General features: G+C 71.9%; 19 protein-coding genes. 13 read left to right on the top strand and 6 right to left on the bottom strand.

Annotated elements, in window-relative coordinates; translation table 11 throughout:
- The first annotated feature begins 37 nt into the window (after positions 1-37).
- On the top strand, positions 38-574 hold the full coding sequence (locus ACR68M_RS15665) for a CGNR zinc finger domain-containing protein (RefSeq protein ID WP_441251112.1): 537 nt from the start codon (positions 38-40) through the stop codon (positions 572-574).
- Positions 575-596: 22 nt separating this feature from the next.
- On the opposite strand, the gene ACR68M_RS15660 is transcribed toward ACR68M_RS15665, so the two are convergent.
- The 3 genes from ACR68M_RS15660 to ACR68M_RS15650 form a co-directional block, all read right to left on the bottom strand.
- Complete coding sequence (locus ACR68M_RS15660; RefSeq protein WP_441251111.1) at positions 597-2,084, bottom strand: FAD-dependent oxidoreductase; 1,488 nt, start codon at positions 2,082-2,084, stop codon at positions 597-599.
- A gap of 138 nt (positions 2,085-2,222) precedes the next feature.
- Entirely contained in the window at positions 2,223-3,923 is a 1,701-nt protein-coding gene (gene paaN, locus ACR68M_RS15655) for a phenylacetic acid degradation protein PaaN (RefSeq protein WP_441251110.1), read from the bottom strand.
- 107 nt (positions 3,924-4,030) lie between these two features.
- Positions 4,031-5,296, bottom strand: a complete 1,266-nt coding sequence (locus ACR68M_RS15650; protein ID WP_441251109.1) for a hypothetical protein — start codon at positions 5,294-5,296, stop codon at positions 4,031-4,033.
- Positions 5,297-5,469: 173 nt separating this feature from the next.
- Here ACR68M_RS15650 and ACR68M_RS15645 point away from each other — a divergent pair, with 173 nt between their 5' ends.
- Both ACR68M_RS15645 and ACR68M_RS15640 read left to right on the top strand, forming a co-directional pair.
- A complete protein-coding gene (locus tag ACR68M_RS15645; protein WP_441251108.1) occupies positions 5,470-6,474 on the top strand; it encodes a glycosyltransferase family 2 protein in 1,005 nt (334 codons plus the stop codon).
- A 70-nt stretch (positions 6,475-6,544) separates the two neighbouring features.
- On the top strand, positions 6,545-7,129 hold the full coding sequence (locus ACR68M_RS15640; RefSeq protein ID WP_441251107.1) for a TetR/AcrR family transcriptional regulator: 585 nt from the start codon (positions 6,545-6,547) through the stop codon (positions 7,127-7,129).
- A 3-nt stretch (positions 7,130-7,132) separates the two neighbouring features.
- Here ACR68M_RS15640 and ACR68M_RS15635 read toward each other — a convergent pair whose 3' ends face one another.
- A complete protein-coding gene (locus tag ACR68M_RS15635; RefSeq protein WP_441251106.1) occupies positions 7,133-7,597 on the bottom strand; it encodes an Lrp/AsnC family transcriptional regulator in 465 nt (154 codons plus the stop codon).
- A gap of 220 nt (positions 7,598-7,817) precedes the next feature.
- Here ACR68M_RS15635 and pdhA point away from each other — a divergent pair, with 220 nt between their 5' ends.
- The 4 genes from pdhA (at position 7,818) to ACR68M_RS15615 (ending at position 12,994) form a co-directional block, all read left to right on the top strand.
- On the top strand, positions 7,818-8,960 hold the full coding sequence (gene pdhA / locus ACR68M_RS15630) for a pyruvate dehydrogenase (acetyl-transferring) E1 component subunit alpha (RefSeq protein WP_441251105.1): 1,143 nt from the start codon (positions 7,818-7,820) through the stop codon (positions 8,958-8,960).
- The gene (locus ACR68M_RS15625) at positions 8,957-9,979 is read left to right on the top strand and encodes an alpha-ketoacid dehydrogenase subunit beta (RefSeq protein ID WP_441251104.1); all 1,023 of its coding nucleotides are present in this window, start codon (positions 8,957-8,959) and stop codon (positions 9,977-9,979) included. Before pdhA ends, ACR68M_RS15625 begins: the two co-directional genes overlap by 4 nt.
- Positions 9,979-11,271, top strand: coding sequence for a dihydrolipoamide acetyltransferase family protein (locus tag ACR68M_RS15620; protein WP_441251623.1), 1,293 nt, complete (start codon positions 9,979-9,981; stop codon positions 11,269-11,271). The genes ACR68M_RS15625 and ACR68M_RS15620 overlap by 1 nt, the downstream gene beginning before the upstream one ends.
- 430 nt (positions 11,272-11,701) lie before the next feature.
- Entirely contained in the window at positions 11,702-12,994 is a 1,293-nt protein-coding gene (locus tag ACR68M_RS15615) for a globin domain-containing protein (RefSeq protein WP_441251103.1), read from the top strand.
- Between the two features lie 55 nt (positions 12,995-13,049).
- On the opposite strand, the gene ACR68M_RS15610 is transcribed toward ACR68M_RS15615, so the two are convergent.
- Complete coding sequence (locus ACR68M_RS15610; protein ID WP_441251102.1) at positions 13,050-13,577, bottom strand: NUDIX domain-containing protein; 528 nt, start codon at positions 13,575-13,577, stop codon at positions 13,050-13,052.
- Between the two features lie 443 nt (positions 13,578-14,020).
- Between ACR68M_RS15610 and ACR68M_RS15605 the strand changes: the two genes are divergently transcribed.
- Both ACR68M_RS15605 and ACR68M_RS15600 read left to right on the top strand, forming a co-directional pair.
- Positions 14,021-14,821 carry an IclR family transcriptional regulator gene (locus ACR68M_RS15605; RefSeq protein ID WP_441251101.1) on the top strand — a complete coding sequence of 267 codons (801 nt, stop codon included), beginning with the start codon at positions 14,021-14,023 and terminating at the stop codon, positions 14,819-14,821.
- A gap of 193 nt (positions 14,822-15,014) precedes the next feature.
- Positions 15,015-15,440, top strand: coding sequence for an SsgA family sporulation/cell division regulator (locus ACR68M_RS15600; RefSeq protein WP_441251100.1), 426 nt, complete (start codon positions 15,015-15,017; stop codon positions 15,438-15,440).
- Between the two features lie 84 nt (positions 15,441-15,524).
- On the opposite strand, the gene ACR68M_RS15595 is transcribed toward ACR68M_RS15600, so the two are convergent.
- The gene (locus ACR68M_RS15595; RefSeq protein ID WP_441251099.1) at positions 15,525-15,905 is read right to left on the bottom strand and encodes a phage holin family protein; all 381 of its coding nucleotides are present in this window, start codon (positions 15,903-15,905) and stop codon (positions 15,525-15,527) included.
- Between the two features lie 110 nt (positions 15,906-16,015).
- Here ACR68M_RS15595 and ACR68M_RS15590 point away from each other — a divergent pair, with 110 nt between their 5' ends.
- The 4 genes from ACR68M_RS15590 to ACR68M_RS15575 all read left to right on the top strand — a co-directional run bounded on the left by ACR68M_RS15590 (position 16,016) and on the right by ACR68M_RS15575 (position 18,318).
- Positions 16,016-16,333, top strand: a complete 318-nt coding sequence (locus ACR68M_RS15590; protein WP_441251098.1) for a cupin domain-containing protein — start codon at positions 16,016-16,018, stop codon at positions 16,331-16,333.
- A 58-nt stretch (positions 16,334-16,391) separates the two neighbouring features.
- Entirely contained in the window at positions 16,392-17,060 is a 669-nt protein-coding gene (gene tenA, locus ACR68M_RS15585) for a thiaminase II (protein WP_441251097.1), read from the top strand.
- A 179-nt stretch (positions 17,061-17,239) separates the two neighbouring features.
- Positions 17,240-17,440 carry a DUF5326 family protein gene (locus ACR68M_RS15580; RefSeq protein ID WP_441251096.1) on the top strand — a complete coding sequence of 67 codons (201 nt, stop codon included), beginning with the start codon at positions 17,240-17,242 and terminating at the stop codon, positions 17,438-17,440.
- A 194-nt stretch (positions 17,441-17,634) separates the two neighbouring features.
- A complete protein-coding gene (locus ACR68M_RS15575) occupies positions 17,635-18,318 on the top strand; it encodes a VC0807 family protein (RefSeq protein WP_441251095.1) in 684 nt (227 codons plus the stop codon).
- The last annotated feature ends 27 nt before the right edge of the window (positions 18,319-18,345 follow it).

Here is an 18,345-nt window from a genome sequence, read left to right as displayed (position 1 = left end):
ATAAGGCTTCCGGGAGTTCGGAGTTAGACTCGATCGCATGGCAGACCCCCGTGACCCGCGCCCGCTGACCGGCGAACCGCTCTCGCTCGATCTGCTCAACACCCGCTGGCGGGCGGGCGGCGAACACGATCTCCTCACGGATCTCGACGGGTACGAAGTGTGGCTCTCCTCGGCGGGGCTGGCCGATCGCTGCCCCGCCGACGCGGCCGGCCTGGCTGCCGTCCGGGTCGCGCGGGACGCGCTGGAGTCGGTGCTGGCGGGCACCGGTGAGACTGGTGTCCTGAACGCGGTGCTCGGGCACGGGCGGGTGCGGCGCGAACTCTCCGCCGCCGGCCCGCTCGAGACGGTGGAGACCGACGCTCCCGAGTGGCTGGCCGCCTGGCTCGCCGCCGACGACTACCTCGACCTGCTGCGGCAGGGGGAGCACCGGATCAAGCAGTGCTCCGGGCCGACGTGCGTGCTGCGCTTCTTCGACACCTCGCAGAACGGGCGGCGGCGGTGGTGCTCGATGGCCGCCTGCGGCAACCGCGCCAAGGCCGCCCGCCACTACGAGAAGATCACCACCGGCGGCTGAGCGTCCTCGGGCGCCGGTCGGGTCAGGACTCCGGGGTGCCGAGCCAGTGCGCGAGGGCGGCGCGGATCTCGCCCCGGCCGGGGTCGACGGCGGCCCAGGCCGCGTAGCCGTCCGGGCGGACCAGCAGGACGGTGTCGCGGAGCTTGCCGTGCGGATCGGCAGGGGCGGCGGTGGTGAGCCGGCCTTCCCAGGGGTCGGCGACCGAGAGCTCGTCGTTGCTGATCAGGACGGCGCGGCCGGCCCGCAGCGCGGCGTGCAGGCGGTCCGGCCCGCCGGGGGTGTCGGCGGCGAGCCGCAGGTCGGGGACGCGACGGCCGACCAGCGGGTGGGAGTCCTTCGGCGCGGGGTAGGCGATGCCGATGCCCGAGACCTGCCGGGCCGCCAGCGAGCCGACCGGGCCGAGCCGCCCGGCGACGGTGGTGAGGGCCGTCCGCAGCGCCCGGCTGGGCGCGGTGGAGGCGAGCGCCATCCGGGCCAGCGCACCGGAGCTGCGCAGCACGGACCGGCCGACGGGGTGCCGCTCGGTCTGGTACGAGTCCAGCAGGGCGTCAGGTGACCAGCCGCGCAGCACGGCGGCCAGCTTCCAGCTCAGGTTGGCGGCGTCCTGGAGGCCGGTGTTCATGCCCTGGCCGCCCGCCGGGGAGTGGCAGTGCGCGGCGTCGCCCGCGAGCAGGACGCGGCCGGAGCGGTAGGTCGGCACCTGGCGTTCGTCGCTGTGGAAGCGGGACATCCAGCGCGGGTCGTGCAGGCCGTGGTCGACGCCGAGCACCGAGCGGGTGACGTCGACCAGCTCGGAGAGCACCACCGGTGCGCTGTCCGGGAGTTGGCGGTTCCGGTCCCAGGCGATCACCCGGTACCAGCCGTCGCCGAACGGGACGAGGAAGGCGAAGCCGCGCTCGGTGGCGCCGACGGTGAGGGTGTCGGTCGGCGGCCGCTCCAGCCGGACGTCGGCCAGCATCACCGAGCTGATCACCGACTCGCCCGGGTACGGGATGCCGAGCAGGTCGCGGACGGTGCTGCGGACGCCGTCGGCGCCGACGGCGTACCGGGCGCGGTGCGAGGTGAGCCGGCCGTCCACGTCGGCCTCGAGGTCGACGCCCCGGGCGTCCTGCCGCAGGCCGACCAGCCGCGCGCCGCGCAGGATGCTCACGCCCTCCTTCGACGCCCGCTCCTGGAGCAGGCGTTCGGTGTTGGACTGAGGGGTGATCAGCACGAACGGGAAGCGGCTCTGCAACCCGGCGAGCCGCACGTCGAGCTGCCCGAAGAACTGCAGCGAGTCGAGCGCCGTGCCGGTGGCGATCAGGTCGTCGGCCAACCCCCGGGCGTCCAGCGCCTCCAGCGTCCGGGCGTGCACCGCGAACGCCCTGGTCAGGTTGGACTCGGCGGCGCGCTTCTCCAGCACCGTCACCTTCAGCCCGGCGGCCGCGAGGTCACCGGCCAGCAGGAGCCCGGTGGGCCCTGCCCCGACGACCACGACATCGGAGGTCAGCTGCTGCGGCGTCTTGGCCATCGGCCCTCTCCCGGGTGCTCTGCTGGCTTCACCAGGTACGACCCCAGGGGCGCAGTCGCCTGCGCCCCTGGACTGTTCATGGTTGCCCAGCCTGCCATCTTTGAACGCTCACCGGGAGTGTTTGCGCAGGCAGGCGGATCAGTTGTGGCGGCGGACCTCGACCGAGCGGAACCGGCTGGCGACGAACGCGCCGTCGCAGTAGGCGGAGTTGGCGGCCGGGTTGGCGCCGGTGCCGTGCAGGTCGGAGAAGGCGGCGGTCTGGTTGGCGAAGACGCCGCCGGTGAGGTTGAGGGAGAGCGAGACGCCGGCGTCCAGGCAGGCGTCGACCAGGGCGGCCTCGACCTCCTCGGAGATGGTGTAGGCGGCGGCGGTCATCGCGCCCTGCTCCTTGACGGTGCGGCGCAGCAACTCGACGGCGGCCTCGGGGGATTCGACCGCCACCGCGAAGGTGATGGGGCCGAAGCACTCCTCCAGGAAGGCGGCGCGGTCGTCCGGCTTGTCGGAGTCGGCCTTGACCAGGGCGGGGGTGCGGATGACGGCGGCCGGGTACTCGGTCGAGGTGACCACCCGGGGGGCGAGTGCGAGGTCGCCGTACTCGCCGCTCGCGGCGGCGACGGTGCGCTGCAGCACGCCGGGGTTGACGACGGCGCCGAGGATCGCGGAGGCCTTCGCGTCGTCGGCCAGCAGGCCGGAGATCGCGGCGGCGAGGTCGGCGACCACCTCGTCGTAGGTCTTGCTGCCCTCGTCGGTGCGGACGCCGGTGCGGGGGATCAGCAGGTTCTGCGGGGTGGTGCACATCTGGCCGCTGTAGAGGGACAGCGAGAAGGCCAGATTGCCCAGCATGCCGCGGTAGTTGTCGGTGGAGTCGATCACGACCGTGTTGACGCCGGCCTTCTCGGTGTAGACCTGCGCCTGGCGGGCGTTGGTCTCCAGCCAGTCACCGAAGGAGGTCGAGCCGGTGTAGTCGATGATCCGGATTTCGGGCCGGACGGCCAGCGTCGCCGCGACGGTCGAGCCCTCGTGCTCGGCGGCCAGGCAGACCAGGTTCGGGTCGAATCCGGCCTCGGTCAGCACCTCGCGGGCGATCCGCACGGTGAGGGCGAGCGGCAGGGTGGCGCGCGGGTGCGGCTTGACCAGCACCGGGTTGCCGGTGGCGAAGGAGGCGAACAGGCCCGGGTAGCCGTTCCAGGTCGGGAAGGTGTTGCAGCCGATCAGCAGCGCCAGGCCGCGCGGCACGGCGGTGAACTCCTTGACCATGCTCAGCGGGTCACGCTTGCCCTGCGGCTTCGTCCAGCTTGCCTTGCCGGGCAGCCGGGTCTGCTCGGCATACGCGTACGCGACGGCCTCGAGGCCACGGTCCTGCGCGTGCGGGCCACCGGCCTGGAAGGCCATCCCGTACGCCTGGCCGGTGGTGTGCATCACCGCGTGCGCGAACTCGTGGCTGCGGGCGTTGATCCGGGCCAGGATCTCCAGCGAGACGGCCGCGCGGGCGGCGGGCCCGGCGGCGGCCCAGGCGGGCTGGGCGGCCTGCATGGCTGTGATCAGCTGCTGCGGCTCGGCGTGCGGGTAGGTGACGCCCAGCACCGGCCCGTACGGCGAGGTCTCCCCGCCGACGTGCTCGCCGTCGCTCGGCTGCCCGTCGATCGCGAACGGCGAGCCGAGCAGGGCGTCGAAGGCGGCCTTGCCGTCGTCGAGGCCGGTCTCGCCGTACGCCTTCGGGAACTCCGGGTACGGGGACCAGTAGTCGCGGGAGGCGGCGGCGGCGAGTGCGCCGGCCAGCGTCTCCTGGTGACGGTCGATCAGTTCGGCGACGAAGGGGTGGTCGGCCGCTGCAGTCATGGTGCGCTCCTCTAAGGGGCGGACGGGACATACCCCAGCGTAACCGAACGATCGGTCGGTGCAAGACCCTGGGGTGGACCGTTGCGGGCTCACGGGCCGTCGGCGGCTTACGGGATGCCGAGCTCGAAGATGACGTAGCCGGCGTACCAGCCGGAGGCTACGGCGGCGGTGCCCAGGACGGCGACCAGCGAGGGCGTGCTGAGGCGGCGCAGCGCGACGGCGAGCGGGACGAAGAGCGGGAAGGCGGGGAGCAGGTAGCGGGAGGTGTTGCCGAAGATCTGCTGGCTGCCGAGCACCAGGACGGCCGTGACGAGCGTGTAGACGATCAGGAAGGCCGGGACGCGCAGCCGCACCAGCAGGAAGAGCAGCACCGGGAGGGCGGCGACCAGCAGGAGGCCGATCAGGTCCTCGGTGGGGTAGGCGAAGAGGTAGTCGGCATGGCCGAAGAGCAGGCCGCGCAGGACCTCCGTGGTGTGCTGCCCATAGTCGAAGAAGTGCAGCCAGGCGCCGCGCTGGAGGGTGAAGTAGCCGGTGAGGTCGCCCATCCGCCAGCCGACCCAGGCGATGTACCCGAGCAGGCCGAGCGGGGCGAGGACGAGCGCGCCGAGCGGGCGCAGGAGCCCGTCCTGGCGGCGGTACAGGGCGAGCAGCGCGGCGATGCCGAGGGCGGCGACGAGGGCGGTGGCGGTGGGGCGGTTGAGCCCGGCGACCAGGGTGGTCAGCCCGGCGGCGAGCCAGCGGTGGGTGAGCACGGCGTAGCAGGCCCAGGCGGCGAGGGCGACGAAGAGGGAGTCGGAGTAGACGGCCCACTCGGCGCCGGAGCCGGGGAAGACGCCCCAGACCGCCGCGGCGAGGATTCCGGTGCGGTGGTCGGTGAGCCTGGCGGTGACGGCGTGGACCCCGGCGGCGGCGGCGAAGGAGGAGAGGACGGAGACGGCCATCCCGGCGCCGTAGGTGCCGAGGCCGGTGCAGTCGGAGACCAGCCGCATCAAGCCGGGGTAGAGCGGGAAGAAGGCGGCTGAGTTCTGGTCGTGGGTCATCCACTGGCCGGCGGGCAGGGCGACGAGGGCGGGGTGGTAGCCGTTGGTGGCGACCTGCTGGTACCACCAGCCGTCCCAGCTCTGCAGCACGTCCCAGGCGTGGGCGCCGCCGCCGTAGCGGGGCTCCTTGTGCTTGAAGTCGCCGGAGGCGTTGAGGAGGTACATGAAGACGGTGAAGCCGATCAGCTTCACGGCGCCGTACACGGCCAGGGACGGCCCGAACCGGGCCGCGGCCCGGCGTGCCCAGTGGTCTGGACCGGTGCCCGCGGGGGTGCTCCCGTCGTCGCCCGACGGCAGACGTTCATCCACCGGACAACTGGATATCGCGCTCATAGGATCCGATCCCCGCCCGCAGTTGATTTTCTGGACTCGAAGGACGCCGCACCGACCCCCAAGAGCCTAGGTCATCGACCGTCGGAGGGGCCTTCGGCTGTAAGCCCGCCCTCAGATGGCGCGTGTAAAATCCGACCAGCTCATTAACGACGCCTGCGGCGGGGAAAACCCTGATGACTTCAGCACGTACCGAGATCACGCTCTCCGTGGTCATCCCGATGTACAACGAAGAAGAAGCCCTCCCCGCCCTGGTCGCGCGGCTGCGCCCGGCCATGGACGGCATCGGCGTGCCGTACGAGGTCGTCGCGGTCGACGACGGCAGCCGGGACAAGACCGCGGCCGTCCTCAGCGACCTCCGCGACGGCTGGGCCGAGCTGCGGGTGGTCAAGCTGCGCCGCAACTCCGGCCACCAGGCCGCGCTCACCGCCGGCCTGCACAGCTCGCGCGGCGCGTACGTCGCCAGCATCGACGCGGACCTCCAGGACCCGCCGGAGAAGATCGCCGAGATGCTGGAGCTCGCCCAGCGCGACGGCCTCGACATCGTCTACGGCGTCCGCAACGACCGCAGCACCGACACCGGCTTCAAGCGCCGCACCGCCGGTGCCTACTACGGGCTGATGCGCCGCCTCGTCGGCAAGCAGATGCCCTCGCACGCCGGTGACTTCCGGCTGCTCAGCCGGGAGGCCGTCGACGCGCTCAAGGCGCTGCCGGACCAGCAGCAGGTCTACCGCCTGCTGGTGCCGTGGCTGGGCTTCCCGAGCGGCGAGGTCTTCTACCAGCGCGACGAGCGCGTCGCGGGCGAGACCAAGTACCCGCTCAGCAAGATGATCCGGCTCGCCGTCGACAGCATCACCGGCTTCTCGGCCGCACCGCTGCGGATGGCCACCTGGCTCGGGGTGACGAGCTTCTTCGCCTGCATCGGGCTGCTGATCTTCACCGTCGTCGCGTACGTCGCGGGCAAGACCGTCCCGGGCTGGACCTCGCTGTTCGTCGGGATGCTCTTCATCGGGGCCGTCCAGCTGATCTGCGTCGGCCTGCTCGGCGAGTACATCGGCCGGATATACACCGCCGTGCAGCGGCGCCCCACGTACTTCATCGGCTACGACTCGGCGAACGACGCACCGGCCGCCGGCTCGCTGGTCACCCCGCGCGCCGAGAGCGAGCGGGCCTCCGTCTGAGCCCCTCCGTTCCGCCGCATCCCCGGCCCCCGGCTGACGCACAGCCAGGGGGCCGGGGATACTCGGTCGTATGGCCGAGAACACCACCCGCACCGCGTACACCGTCGAGTCGCTGCTCGCCGTGACGGTCGAGGTCTTCAACGAGCGCGGGTACGACGGCACCTCGATGGAGGACCTCTCCCGGGCGGCCGGGATCTCGAAGTCCTCGATCTACCACCACGTGCGCGGCAAGGAGGAGCTGCTCCGGCTCGCCGTGGGCCGGGCGCTCGACGCCCTCTTCGCCACCCTGGACGAGCCCGCCGCCTGCACCGGCCGCCCGGTGGACCGGCTGGAGCACGTCGTCCGCCGGACGACCGAGGTGCTGCTCGCCGAGCTGCCGTACGTCACCCTGCTGCTCCGGGTGCGCGGCAACACCGCGACCGAGCTGTGGGCGCTGGAGCGCCGCCGCGACTTCGACCACCAGGTCTCCGAGCTGCTGCGGGCCGCCGTGACCGCCGGTGAGCTGCGCTCGGACGTCGAGCCGAGGCTCGCCACCCGGCTGCTCTTCGGCATGATCAACTCGATGGTGGAGTGGTACCGCCCCGGCCTGAAGGCCGCCGACGGCGTCGCGCAGGCGGTCGTCCACCTGGCCTTCGACGGCCTCCGGGCCCGGTAGCCGCTACACCGGGGGCACCTGGTCGGTCTCCTCGAAGACCAGCATCGTCTGGGTGGAGAGCACCTCCGGAATGGACTGGATGCGGCCCAGCACCAGCTCCCGCAACGCCTGGTTGTCCGGCGTGTGGACCAGCAGCATGACGTCGAACTCGCCGCCGACCAGCGCGATGTGTGCGACGCCGGGCAGGCCCAGCAGCTGCTCGCGGACCGTCCGCCAGGAGTTCTGCACGATCTTCAGTGTCAGGTACGCCGTGGCGCCCTGACCCGCCCGCTCGTGGTCCACCCGGGCGGTGAAGCCGCGAATGACGCCGTCCTCGACCATCCTGGATATCCGGGCGTACGCGTTCGCCCGGGACACGTGCACCCGCTCGGCGACCGAGCGGATCGAGGCCCGGCCGTCCTGTTGGAGCAACCGAAGGATGGCACGGTCCACCCGGTCCATCCGGTCCACCCGGTCGGACCTGGACATCTGTTCACCTGACATAGTCCCCCACCCTCCGGAAATGGACGTACTGCCACCAGTCGACCGCCGCTCGGGCCGATTGTCCACCACCTCGACGCCACTCTGGTCAGAATGACCAGACGACCGAACAATCGGTAGGGAGGATCGGCCTGGCGACGGCCACCGGCACCCCTCGCCCCACCCACGGCTCCCCTGCCGCACCCCACACCCCCCGGAGGTGCCCGAGATGACCGTCCTCGACCACAGACAGCCGGACACCGTCCCCGGTTGGCTGCCCGGCGCGACCGGACCGCGGACCGACCCCGCCCCGCTGTTGCCGGAGACCTCCCCCCTGCGCATCCTCGGCACCGAGGCGGCCGGCAAGACCGACCCGGCCCTGCTGCGCGAGCTGTACCGCCGCCTGGTCGTCGGCCGTCGCTACAACCAGCAGGCCACCACCCTCACCAAGCAGGGCCGGCTCGCCGTCTACCCCGCCTCCACCGGCCAGGAGGCCTGCCAGGTCGCCGCCGCGCTGGCGCTGCGCCCGCAGGACTGGCTCTTCCCCAGCTACCGCGACACTCTCGCCGTCGTCTCCCGGGGCGTCGACCCGCTCGAGGCGCTCACCCTGCTGCGCGGCAACGCCCACACCGGCTACGACCCCGTCGCCACCCGCACCGCACCGCTCTGCACCCCCCTCGCCACCCAGGCCCCGCACGCCGTCGGCCTGGCCCACGCCGCCCGGCTGCGCGGCGAGCCGGTCGTCGCGCTCGCCATGCTCGGCGACGGCGGCACCAGCGAGGGCGACTTCCACGAGGCGCTCAACTTCGCCGCCGTGCTGCACGCCCCCGTGGTCTTCCTGGTGCAGAACAACGGCTACGCCATCTCCGTCCCGCTCACCCAGCAGTCCGCCGCGCCCAGCCTGGCCCACAAGGCCGTCGGCTACGGCATGCCCGGCCGCCTGGTCGACGGCAACGACGCCGTCGCGATGCACGCGGTGCTCAGCGAGGCTGTCGAGCGCGCCCGCAGCGGCGGCGGCCCGACGCTCATCGAGGCGCTGACGTACCGCGTCGAGGCGCACACCAACGCCGACGACGCCACCCGCTACCGCAAGGCCGACGAGGTCACCGCCTGGCTGGACCACGACCCGATCGTGCTGCTCGACCGCCACCTGCGGGCCGCCGGACTGCTCGACGACGAGCTCGCCCGCTCCGCCTCCGACGAGGCCGAGGCGCTCGCCGCCCGGATGCGCGCCGAGTTCCACGCCGAGCCCGAGCTCGACCCGCAGTCGCTCTTCGCCCACGTCTACGCCGAACCGACCAGCCAACTGCGCGAGCAGTCGGCCCAGTTGGCGGCCGAGCTGGCAGCCGAGCAGGAGGCCGACCAGCGATGAGCTCGCTCACCACCGCATCCTCCGTCGCACCCTCCGTGCGGACCAGCACCATGGCCCAGGCCCTCAACTCCGGCCTGCGGGACGCCATGCGGGCCGACCCGACCGTGCACGTCCTCGGCGAGGACGTCGGCGCACTCGGCGGCGTCTTCCGGATCACCGACGGCCTGACCGCCGAATTCGGCGAGGACCGTTGCCTCAACACCCCGCTCGCCGAGGCGGGCATCCTCGGCACCGCGATCGGCATGGCCATGTACGGACTGCGGCCCGTCGTGGAGATGCAGTTCGACGCCTTCGCCTACCCCGCGATGGAGCAGCTCTTCTCGCACGTCGCGAAGATGCGCAACCGCACCGCGGGCAAGCTGCCGCTGCCGATCACCATCCGCATCCCCTACGGCGGCGGCATCGGCGGTGTCGAGCACCACAGCGACTCCTCCGAGGCGTACTACACCCAGACTCCGGGCCTGCACGTCGTCACCCCCGCCACCGTCGCCGACGCGTACGGGCTGCTGCGCGCCTCCATCGCCTCCGACGACCCGGTCGTCTTCCTGGAGCCCAAGCGGCTCTACTGGGGCAAGGACGCGTGGGACTCTGCCGAGCCGGTCGCACCGATCGGGCGCGCCGAGCTGCGCCGCACCGGCCGGTCCGCCGTCCTGATCACCTACGGCCCCTCGCTGCCGGTCTGCCTCCAGGCCGCCGAGGCCGCGAAGGCCGAGGGCTGGGACCTCGCCGTGCTCGACCTGCGGACGCTGGTGCCCTTCGACGACGAGACGGTCTGCCAGGTCGTCCGCTCGATCGGCCGGGCCGTTGTGGTGCACGAGGCGACCGGCTTCGGCGGGGTCGGCGCGGAGATCGCCGCCCGCGTCACCGAGCGCTGCTTCCACCACCTGGCGGCGCCCGTGCTGCGCGTCGCCGGCTTCGACATCCCGTACCCGCCACCGATGTTGGAGCACCACCACCTGCCCGGCGTGGACCGCATCCTGGACGCCGTCGCCCGGCTCCAGTGGGAGGACGGACGATGATGCCGGTCGTACGGGAGTTCAAGCTGCCCGATCTCGGTGAGGGGCTCACCGGGGCCGAGGTGGTGCGCTGGATGGTCGAGGTCGGCGACGTCATCGCCGTCGACCAGCCGGTGGTCGAGGTCGAGACCGCCAAGGCGGTCGTCGAAGTGCCCTGCCCCTACGGCGGGGTGGTCACCGCGCTGTTCGGCGCGGAGGGCGAGGAGATCGCCGTCGGCGCCCCGCTGGTGACGGTCGCGGTGGCTGGGGCGGCGGGTTCGGCGACGGGCTTGTCGAGCGGCTCGGACGAGCCCGACGCCGCTGTCGAGCGGCCGTTGGTCGGGTACGGCGTCGCGGAGCCCGCGAAGGGCGGGCGGCGTGCCCGGGTCGGGGGCGCCTTGCCTGTGGCGGTCGCTGCTGCTCCGGTTGCGGCTGCTGTTCCGGTGGCTGCCGTGCCGGTGGTCGTACCGGTGATCTCGCCGCTGGTGCGGCGGACGGCCCGGGAGCACGGGATCGACCTGGCGGCGCTCACCGGGAGCGGCCCGGACGGGCTGATCATGCGGGCGGACGTGGAGCGGGCGGTGGCGCTCGCCGACGCCCCTGCCGCTGCGGCGCCGACCGCCGTCGGCGGGGAGGTGGTGCCGCTGCGCGGGCTGCGGCGGACGATCGCCGAGAAGCTCACCCGCAGCCACCAGGAGATCCCCGCCGCGACCTGCTGGGTCGACGCGGACGCGACCGGACTCATGGCACTGCGGGCCCAGTTGAACCGTACGGCCGGCCCGAAGGTGAGCGTGCTGGCGCTGCTCGCCCGGATCTGCACGACCGCGCTGGCGCGCTTCCCCGAGCTGAACTCCAGTGTGGAGCCGGATGGTTCGGGCATCCGGCGGCACGCCGGAGTGAACCTCGGCTTCGCGGCGCAGAGCGACCGTGGACTGGTGGTGCCGGTGGTGCGGGAGGCGCACCTGCTCGGCACCGAGCAACTCTCGGTGGAGCTGGCTAGGTTGACCGAGTCGGCGCGGGCCGGGCGGCTCACCCCGGCCGAGCTGACGGGTGGCACCTTCACGCTCAACAACTACGGCGTCTTCGGTGTCGACGGCTCGACCCCGATCCTCAACCACCCCGAGGCCGCGATGCTCGGCGTCGGCCGGATCGTCGCCAAACCGTGGGTGCACGAGGGTGAGTTGGCCGTCCGGCAGGTGACGCAGCTGTCGTTCACCTTCGACCACCGGGTCTGCGACGGGGGCACGGCCGGTGGCTTCCTGCGGTACGTCGCGGACTGCGTCGAACAGCCCGGGATGCTGCTGCGGCAGCTGTGATCGACCGGCCGTAGCGGAGGCGGTGCGTTCGGTTCCGGCCATGAGTCGGGCGAGCGTAGCGCCTGCGCGGGCCGGGTGTCCGGGCTTCCCGTGATTTGTCGGATCAGCTGTTTGGGCGTGCCACGCTACCGAAGGCGTCGAGCCAGACGTGGTCAACGGGACGACCGGAAGCGAAGCGATTCTCTTGGGCACTCGTCAAGTAGCGGTGAAATCACCATCGTTGAGGGTCCGAGCGGGCCACGGATCGGCTGCGGTGGCGGCGGTTCCCGGGTTGGGGATGCCGGTCGTCGCGCCGCCGGAACCGGCCTCGGTGGAGCCGGAGCCTGTTGCAGTACCGGAGCCGGTACAGGGGGTACAGCCGGTTCAGCCGGCGCTGCCGGTTCCGGTGCAGCAGGAGTTGGTGATCCCGCCCCGGCCGAGCCTGCCTCCGGTGGTGCCCGGACCGCCGATCGAGTCGATGTTCACCACGGCCCCCGGCCTCAACTGGGCCGGGCCCGGCGACCACTGGAGCCGGGCATGGGCCACCGAGACCCTCGGCGGCACAGCTGCACCCCCGGCAGCTGTGTCGTCGAGCCCCGGAAGTGCTCAGGCCCCCACCCCACGCGACATCCAGCTGATCAGGGCCAGCCTGGCCGTGGTGGAGCCGGTCGCGGACCGGGCAACCGCGCACTTCTACGCGCTGATCTTCCTGCACCACCCCGAGGTGCGGGCGCTCTTCCCCGCCGCGATGGACGTGCAGCGGGACCGGCTCTTCCGGGCGCTGCTGGCCGCCGGGCGCAACGCCGACGACCCGGCGGGCCTGACGGAGTACCTCTCCGGGCTCGGCCGGGGCCACCGCAAGTACGGCACGCTCACCGGCCACTACGGCCCGGTCGGGGAGTGTCTGATCGCCGCGCTGGAACGTTTCTGCGGCAGCCGGTGGGACGGTGAGACCGAGCTGGCCTGGCGCCGGGTCTACGGGCTGATCTCGAAGATCATGATCGAGGCGGCCGAGAGCGCGGCGAAGACCTCACCGCCCTGGTGGCAGGCAGAAGTCGTCGAGCATCGGCAGTGCACACCGGAGATCGCCGTGCTGACGCTCCGCCCCGACCAGGCCTACCCCTACCGGGCCGGGCAGTACGCCACCGTCGAGACCCCCTGGTGGCCCCGGGTCTGGCGGCACTTCTCCTTCGCCTCCGCCCCTCGCCCCGACGGGCTGCTGACCTTCCACGTGAAGGCCGTCCCGGCGGGCTGGGTGAGCAACGCCCTGGTGCACCGGGCCGCCCCCGGGGACGTCCTGCGGATCGGCCCGGCGGCCGGCGAGATGGTGGTGGACCACGCGAGCGGGGCCGACCTGCTCTGCCTCGGCGGCGGCACCGGCATCGCACCGATCAGCGCGTTGGTGGAGGAGGTCGCCGAGCACGGTGCGGCCGGCCGCTCGGTCGACGTCTTCTACGGGGCGCGGCGGCGGGGCGAGTTGTACGAGCTGGAGGCGCTGCGGCGGCTCGCCGGGCGCCACCCGTGGCTGTCGGTGCGGGCGATGGTCTCCGAAGAGCGGGTCTCCTCGCCGGAGGCACTGGCCGGAGAGCTGCCCGAGGTGATCGGCTGCCACGGGCCCTGGGCCGGTCGCGCGGCGTACCTGAGCGGGCCGGCGGCGATGGTCCGCCGGGCCTCCGGCGCACTGCTGCGCGCCGGAGTCGCCCGGGAGGCGATCCACCACGACCTGGTGGGGGAGCTGGCCTAGGGCCTGGTCCGACCTGGCTGGTCTGACCGGCGGCGCTCCAGGTCAGCAGCCCAGGTCAGGAGCCCAGGTCGGGGGCGAGGCTGGCCCGGATGCCCTCGATGTTGGCGGCGAGGTAGGCGCGGAGGCTGGGAGGGACGACGTTGACGGCGGTGACGCCTTCCCGGGTGAAGGGGAGCCGGACGATCTCGTACTCGCCCTGGGGCTGGTCGATCTCGGGGCCGTGGCGGCGGGACGGGTCCATCGCGGCGAGGCGGCAGACGAAGAAGTGCTGGATCTTGACGCCGTGCGGGTGCGCGAGGGTGCCGTCCTGGTGGTGGGAGTGCGCGACGGTGTCGACGAAGGCGTGGACGATGTCCTCGACCTTGGCGCCCAGCTCCTCGTCGAGTTCGCGGTGCAGCGCCGCGAGGACGGAGACGTCCTCCGGTTCGACGCCGCCGCCCGGGGTGATCCAGTACGGGTGGGCGCCCGGTCGGGTGCGCTTGATCAGCACGATGTTGGCCGGGGCGTGCGGATCGCCCGGCTCCAGCTCCAGCAGGATCGCCCTGGCCGTCCTTTTGACGACAGGGCGGACGGGGCCGGTCATGGCCACCTCCGGGTCGCGGGCGTTGTGCGGGATTCTCCCGCGCCGGGGACCTGCCGAAACTCCCCCGACCCCTCCCGGAGGGTGGTCCGGCTGGGCCGAACGGCTGATTCGGCGTGTCCCGGTGCGTTGTCGGCCGGTCGGGGGAGGGCAGGTAGTGGATCTTTGATGGAGAGGTGTCGGGCCGCGATAGACGGTAAAGCTATGGAAAAGGAATGGACATGCCTTGGAACTCAAGGTGTTTCGCACAGTGTGCGTGTCTTAATGATTGCGGGCGTCCCTGCCCTGTGCTGCAATGAGCGCCAGTCGGGCTAAATGGAGCGGATTACTCCGAAAGCCCTCTTGTGTGACGACTCGGCTGGGGGCTGGACATCGCCATGGATCGCACTGACCGGACCGTGCAGCGGCAGGACGCGGCGGGTACGCGGCATTCCGGCGCCGAATCCATGGGTATACGAAATGTCCGACCGCCGAGCAGATCCCCGGCCCGGCCGAGCCGGACGCCCGACCGGGAGCCGACGCTGATCACCTCCGTGCAGCGCGCGCTGCGGCTGCTCGAAGCCGTCGGGAGCCAGCAACGCGGCGCCACCGCCAAGCAGTTGGCGCGCACGGCGGGCCTGCCACTGGGCACCACGTACCACCTGCTGCGCACCCTCACCCACGAGGGCTATCTCCGGCGCCTGGAGGGGAAGTTCTACTTCGGGGAGTCGGTCGACGGGATCAGCCGTGCGGACGACCGGCAGGCCGGGCGGGCGGATCTGGCGCGGCGGATGGCGCAGCTGGGTGAGGAGTTGGACGCGCCGGTGTACTTCGCGGTCTACCAGGACGGCGAGGTGCGGGTGGTCGACGTCGCGTCAGGTCCGGGGCGCCCGCCGGTGCCCGAATGGGCAGACTTCCGGGCCACCGCTCATGCCCACGCGATCGGGCTGTGCCTGCTCGCGCAGTTGGGCGAGGAGGGGCGGCGCGACCACCTCGCCCGTCACCCGCCCGAGGGCCTGACCCGCTCGACCTTCACCGACCGTGCGGTGCTGCTGCGGCGGTTGGCCTCGGCGGAGCCCACCAGGCCGGTGCTGGAACAGCAGGAGTACCTGCTCGGGACGGTCTGCGCGGCCGTCCCGATCACCGTCGGGTCGGTGGTCGCGACGATGGCGGTGTCGTTGCCGCTCGCCCAGGCGGCCCGGCTGCCGGACGTCGCCGAGCGGCTGTGGTCGCGGGTCGGGGCGATGGCTCCGGCGTTTGTCCTCTAACGGCGCGCGCGTGTTCGTTCACCATTTGAAAAAGCACACCTTGTCCACTTCGTCCCCAAACGGGGACGATGGTGTCAGAACGGGAAGCATGAACACGCCCGGTGAGGGTGCTGTTCCACTACAGCGAACTGCATGCCCGGCCGCCTGCGACCCTCAGCACGCAACGGCCGGGCAGAACGAGAGGTACTGGCGCATGCACAGCACAGTCCAGGGGCACGTGGTCATGAACCTCGTGGTCTCGAACGAGCTCTCCTTCCGCATCGTGGTCGATCTCGAGTACGACCCGGAGGACCCGTACGCGGTCCGCTTCACCTTCCACCTCCCCGGGGACGCGCCCGTCACCTGGGTCTTCGCGCGCGAGCTGCTGCTCGACGGGATCAGCCGGCCGACGGGCGAGGGTGATGTGCACATCCACCCGGTCGGGGGCGAACTCTCCGACGTCTGCATCGTGCTGCACTCCCCCGACGGGGACGCGCTGCTGCGCGCGTCGGCGCCGCCGCTGATCGCCTTCCTGGCGCGGACGGACCGGCTGGTGCCGATGGGGCAGGAGCTGACCGGCGGCGAGATCGACGCGCAGCTCGCCGACATCCTCAGCCGCGGGTGCGAGAACGCGGGTTGAACTCTCCGGCATGCTGACGGGCCCCCGCCGGGATTCGGCGAGGGCCCGTCAGGTCTGTGCCGGTCAGGTGTTCGGCTGCGGCGGTCAGTCCTTGTCGTCCAGGGCCAGGTGCAGGCCCCAGGAGACCAGGCTGATGATCAGCGAGCCCAGCAGTGCGGGCCAGAAGCCTGTGACGTGGAAGTCCAGGTCGAGCTTGTCGGAGGCCCACGAAGTCAGCCACAGCATCAGCGCGTTGATCACGAAGGTGATCAGCCCGAGGGTGAGGATGAACAGCGGCAGTGAGAACAGCTTCACCACCGGCTTGATCAGCCAGTTCACCACGCCGAAGATCACGGCGACGGCGAGCACGGTGATCGTCTTGTGCTGCCAGGTGTCCTTGCCGGAGATGTCGATGCCGTCGACGATCCAGGCGGCGACCCAGATGGCGGCCGCGTTGATGAGCGTTTTGATGACGAAACTCTTCATATCGCAGATCGTTGCAGCTCAGGTGGGCCCGGGGGAAGTTCTCCGACCGGATGATGTTCAATGTCCGTTGGCCGCCGACGCGGTGACGACGAGGTGGAGGGGAAGCTCCGATGAAGCTCTTCCGGCTTGACCAGCTGGATGCCGAACGGGCCGCCAACCAGGGCGCCTATCTGCGTTTCCTCAAGGAGCGGCAGATGTCGGCGGGCCTCTACGCGCTCGCGCCGGGGGAGACCGACACCCAGTCGCCGCACGCCCAGGACGAGATCTACCAGATCATCAGCGGCCGGGCGGAGTTGACCGTCGGCGACGACACGGCGACGGTCGGGCGGGGCTGCGTGGTGTACGTACCGGCGGGGGTGCCGCACCGCTTCCACCACGTCACCGAGGAGCTGCGGGTGCTGGTGATCTTCTCCCCGCCGGAGGACTGACCGGAGCCCGGCGGGTACGGTCGGCTGCGGCACACCGCTACCCGGAGGGACCTCACCCATGGCCGTACGTCTGACCGAAGAGCTCTGGGCCGCCGCCGAGCCGATCTACACCGAGATCCTCGCCCACCCCTTCATCGGCGGCCTGACCGACGGCACCCTGCCGCACCGGGCCTTCCGCCACTTCGTCGTCCAGGACTCGCACTACCTGCGCGACTACGCCCGCGCCCTCGCCGTCTGCGCCGCCAAGGCCCCCGGCGAGGAGGACGTCCGGGCTTTCGCCGACGACGCCGTCGGCGCCCTCGCCGCCGAGCAGGGCATGCACGCCGAGTTCCTGACGGCCTTCGGCGGGACGGCCGCCGAGGCCGCCGCCGAACCGGTGCTGCCCACCACCCGCGCCTACACCAGCTACCTGCTCGCCACCGTGTACGGCGGCTCGTTCGCGGAGGCCGTCGCGGCGGTGCTGCCCTGCTACTGGATCTACGCCCGGGTCGGCGAGCAGCTGCTCGCCGAGTCCTCCCCCGACCCGCTCTACGCGAAGTGGATCGCCACCTACGGCGACGAGAACTTCCAGTCCGTGGTGCGGCGGGTGCTGGCGCTCACCGACCGCCTCGGCGAGGAGATCTCCCCCACCGAGCGCCGCCGGGCGGTCGAGCACTTCACCACCACCTCGCGCTACGAGTGGATGTTCTGGGACGCCGCCTGGCGTGGGGAGACCTGGCCGGTCTGAGGCTGCTGAGGACCCTGGTCCGGGTTGTCCCCGGGGCTGCGTCTAGGGGGGATCTCCGGGTTCTCTCGGGGGCCGGAACCCTCGTTTGCCAGGCACGACGCCCGTACGATCGAAGTATCGAAAGCAACGGGACGCGGCGGAGAAGCCGGCGCTAGCCCGAGGGGAGAGAAGGAACCGACATGGCTGAGCTCTGGAAGTCGCTGCCCTCCTGGGTGCGCAACATCGTGGTCCCGATTCTGGTGCTGGTCCTGGCCTGGAACCTGATCTGGTTCGTGGTCGGCGTCGTCAGCACGCTGCTCGGGATGCTGATCAAGGCGCTGGTGGTGGTCGGCGTGGTCGCCGCCGTGGTGATCCTGGTGAAGAAGGCCGCGAAGAGCTGACGCTCCGCCGCCCGCCGAAGCCCCGTTCTCCCTTCCGGGAGGGCGGGGCTTCGGCGTGCGACGGCCGTCCGGAGTGCGTCCGGGTATGACATCCGTCAGGCGGGTTGGTGGACGGCAGACACTGCTGCCGGGGCGGTGCCGCGCGGGAGAGTGAGGTCAACGGCAGGCAAGCGGATCCGAAGGGGCGGGACACCATGGCAGTCATCACTCGCAAGGCGGCGGTTCGGAACTCGGGCGACGGCCGGGCAGCGGCGCTCCGTCCACTGGCCGTCGACGTGGCGCTCCCGGTGGCGACGTACTGGGCGGCGCACTCGCTGCTCGGGCTGAGCCTGGTGGTCTCGCTGGGGCTGGGCAGCGTCGTCCCGGCGGTGCGGACGGCGCAGCAGTTGCTGCGCTCGCGGTCGGTCAACGGGCTGGCGCTGCTGATGCTCGTGGTGAACCTCGCCGGGGCCGGGCTCTCGCTGCTCTCCGGCGACCCCCGGCTGATGATCGCCAAGGATGCTGTGGTCAGCAGCGTGATCGGTCTCGGCATGTTGGTGTCGGCCTTCACGGGTCGGCCGATCATGTCGGCCGGGATGCGGCCGTTCATCGTGAAGGGGAAGGCGGCACGGGACGCCGCCTGGGACCGGCTGGCTTCCGGCTCGGCTGCCGGGTCGGTGGCCTTCCGGCGGCACGAGCGGAACTTCACGCTGGTCTGGGGCACGGTGCTGGCCGCCGAGTGCGTGGTGAAGGCGGTCGCGGCGTACACCCTGCCGGTGGAGACCATGGCGTGGCTCGGGACGGTCATGCTGGCCGGGGCGGTCGTGCTGGGGATCTCGTTCGGGAACCCGTTCGCCGGCCGGGTCGCCGAGCTGGTGGTCCGCGAGGCGGCCGAGTAGCTCGGCCGGACAGGTCGGTCGGCTACC

Source organism: Kitasatospora sp. McL0602 (assembly GCF_052076145.1).
Lineage (GTDB): Bacteria > Actinomycetota > Actinomycetes > Streptomycetales > Streptomycetaceae > Kitasatospora.
Note: the sequence above shows the minus strand (reverse complement) of the source record. Positions and strands in the feature narration are given on the sequence as shown.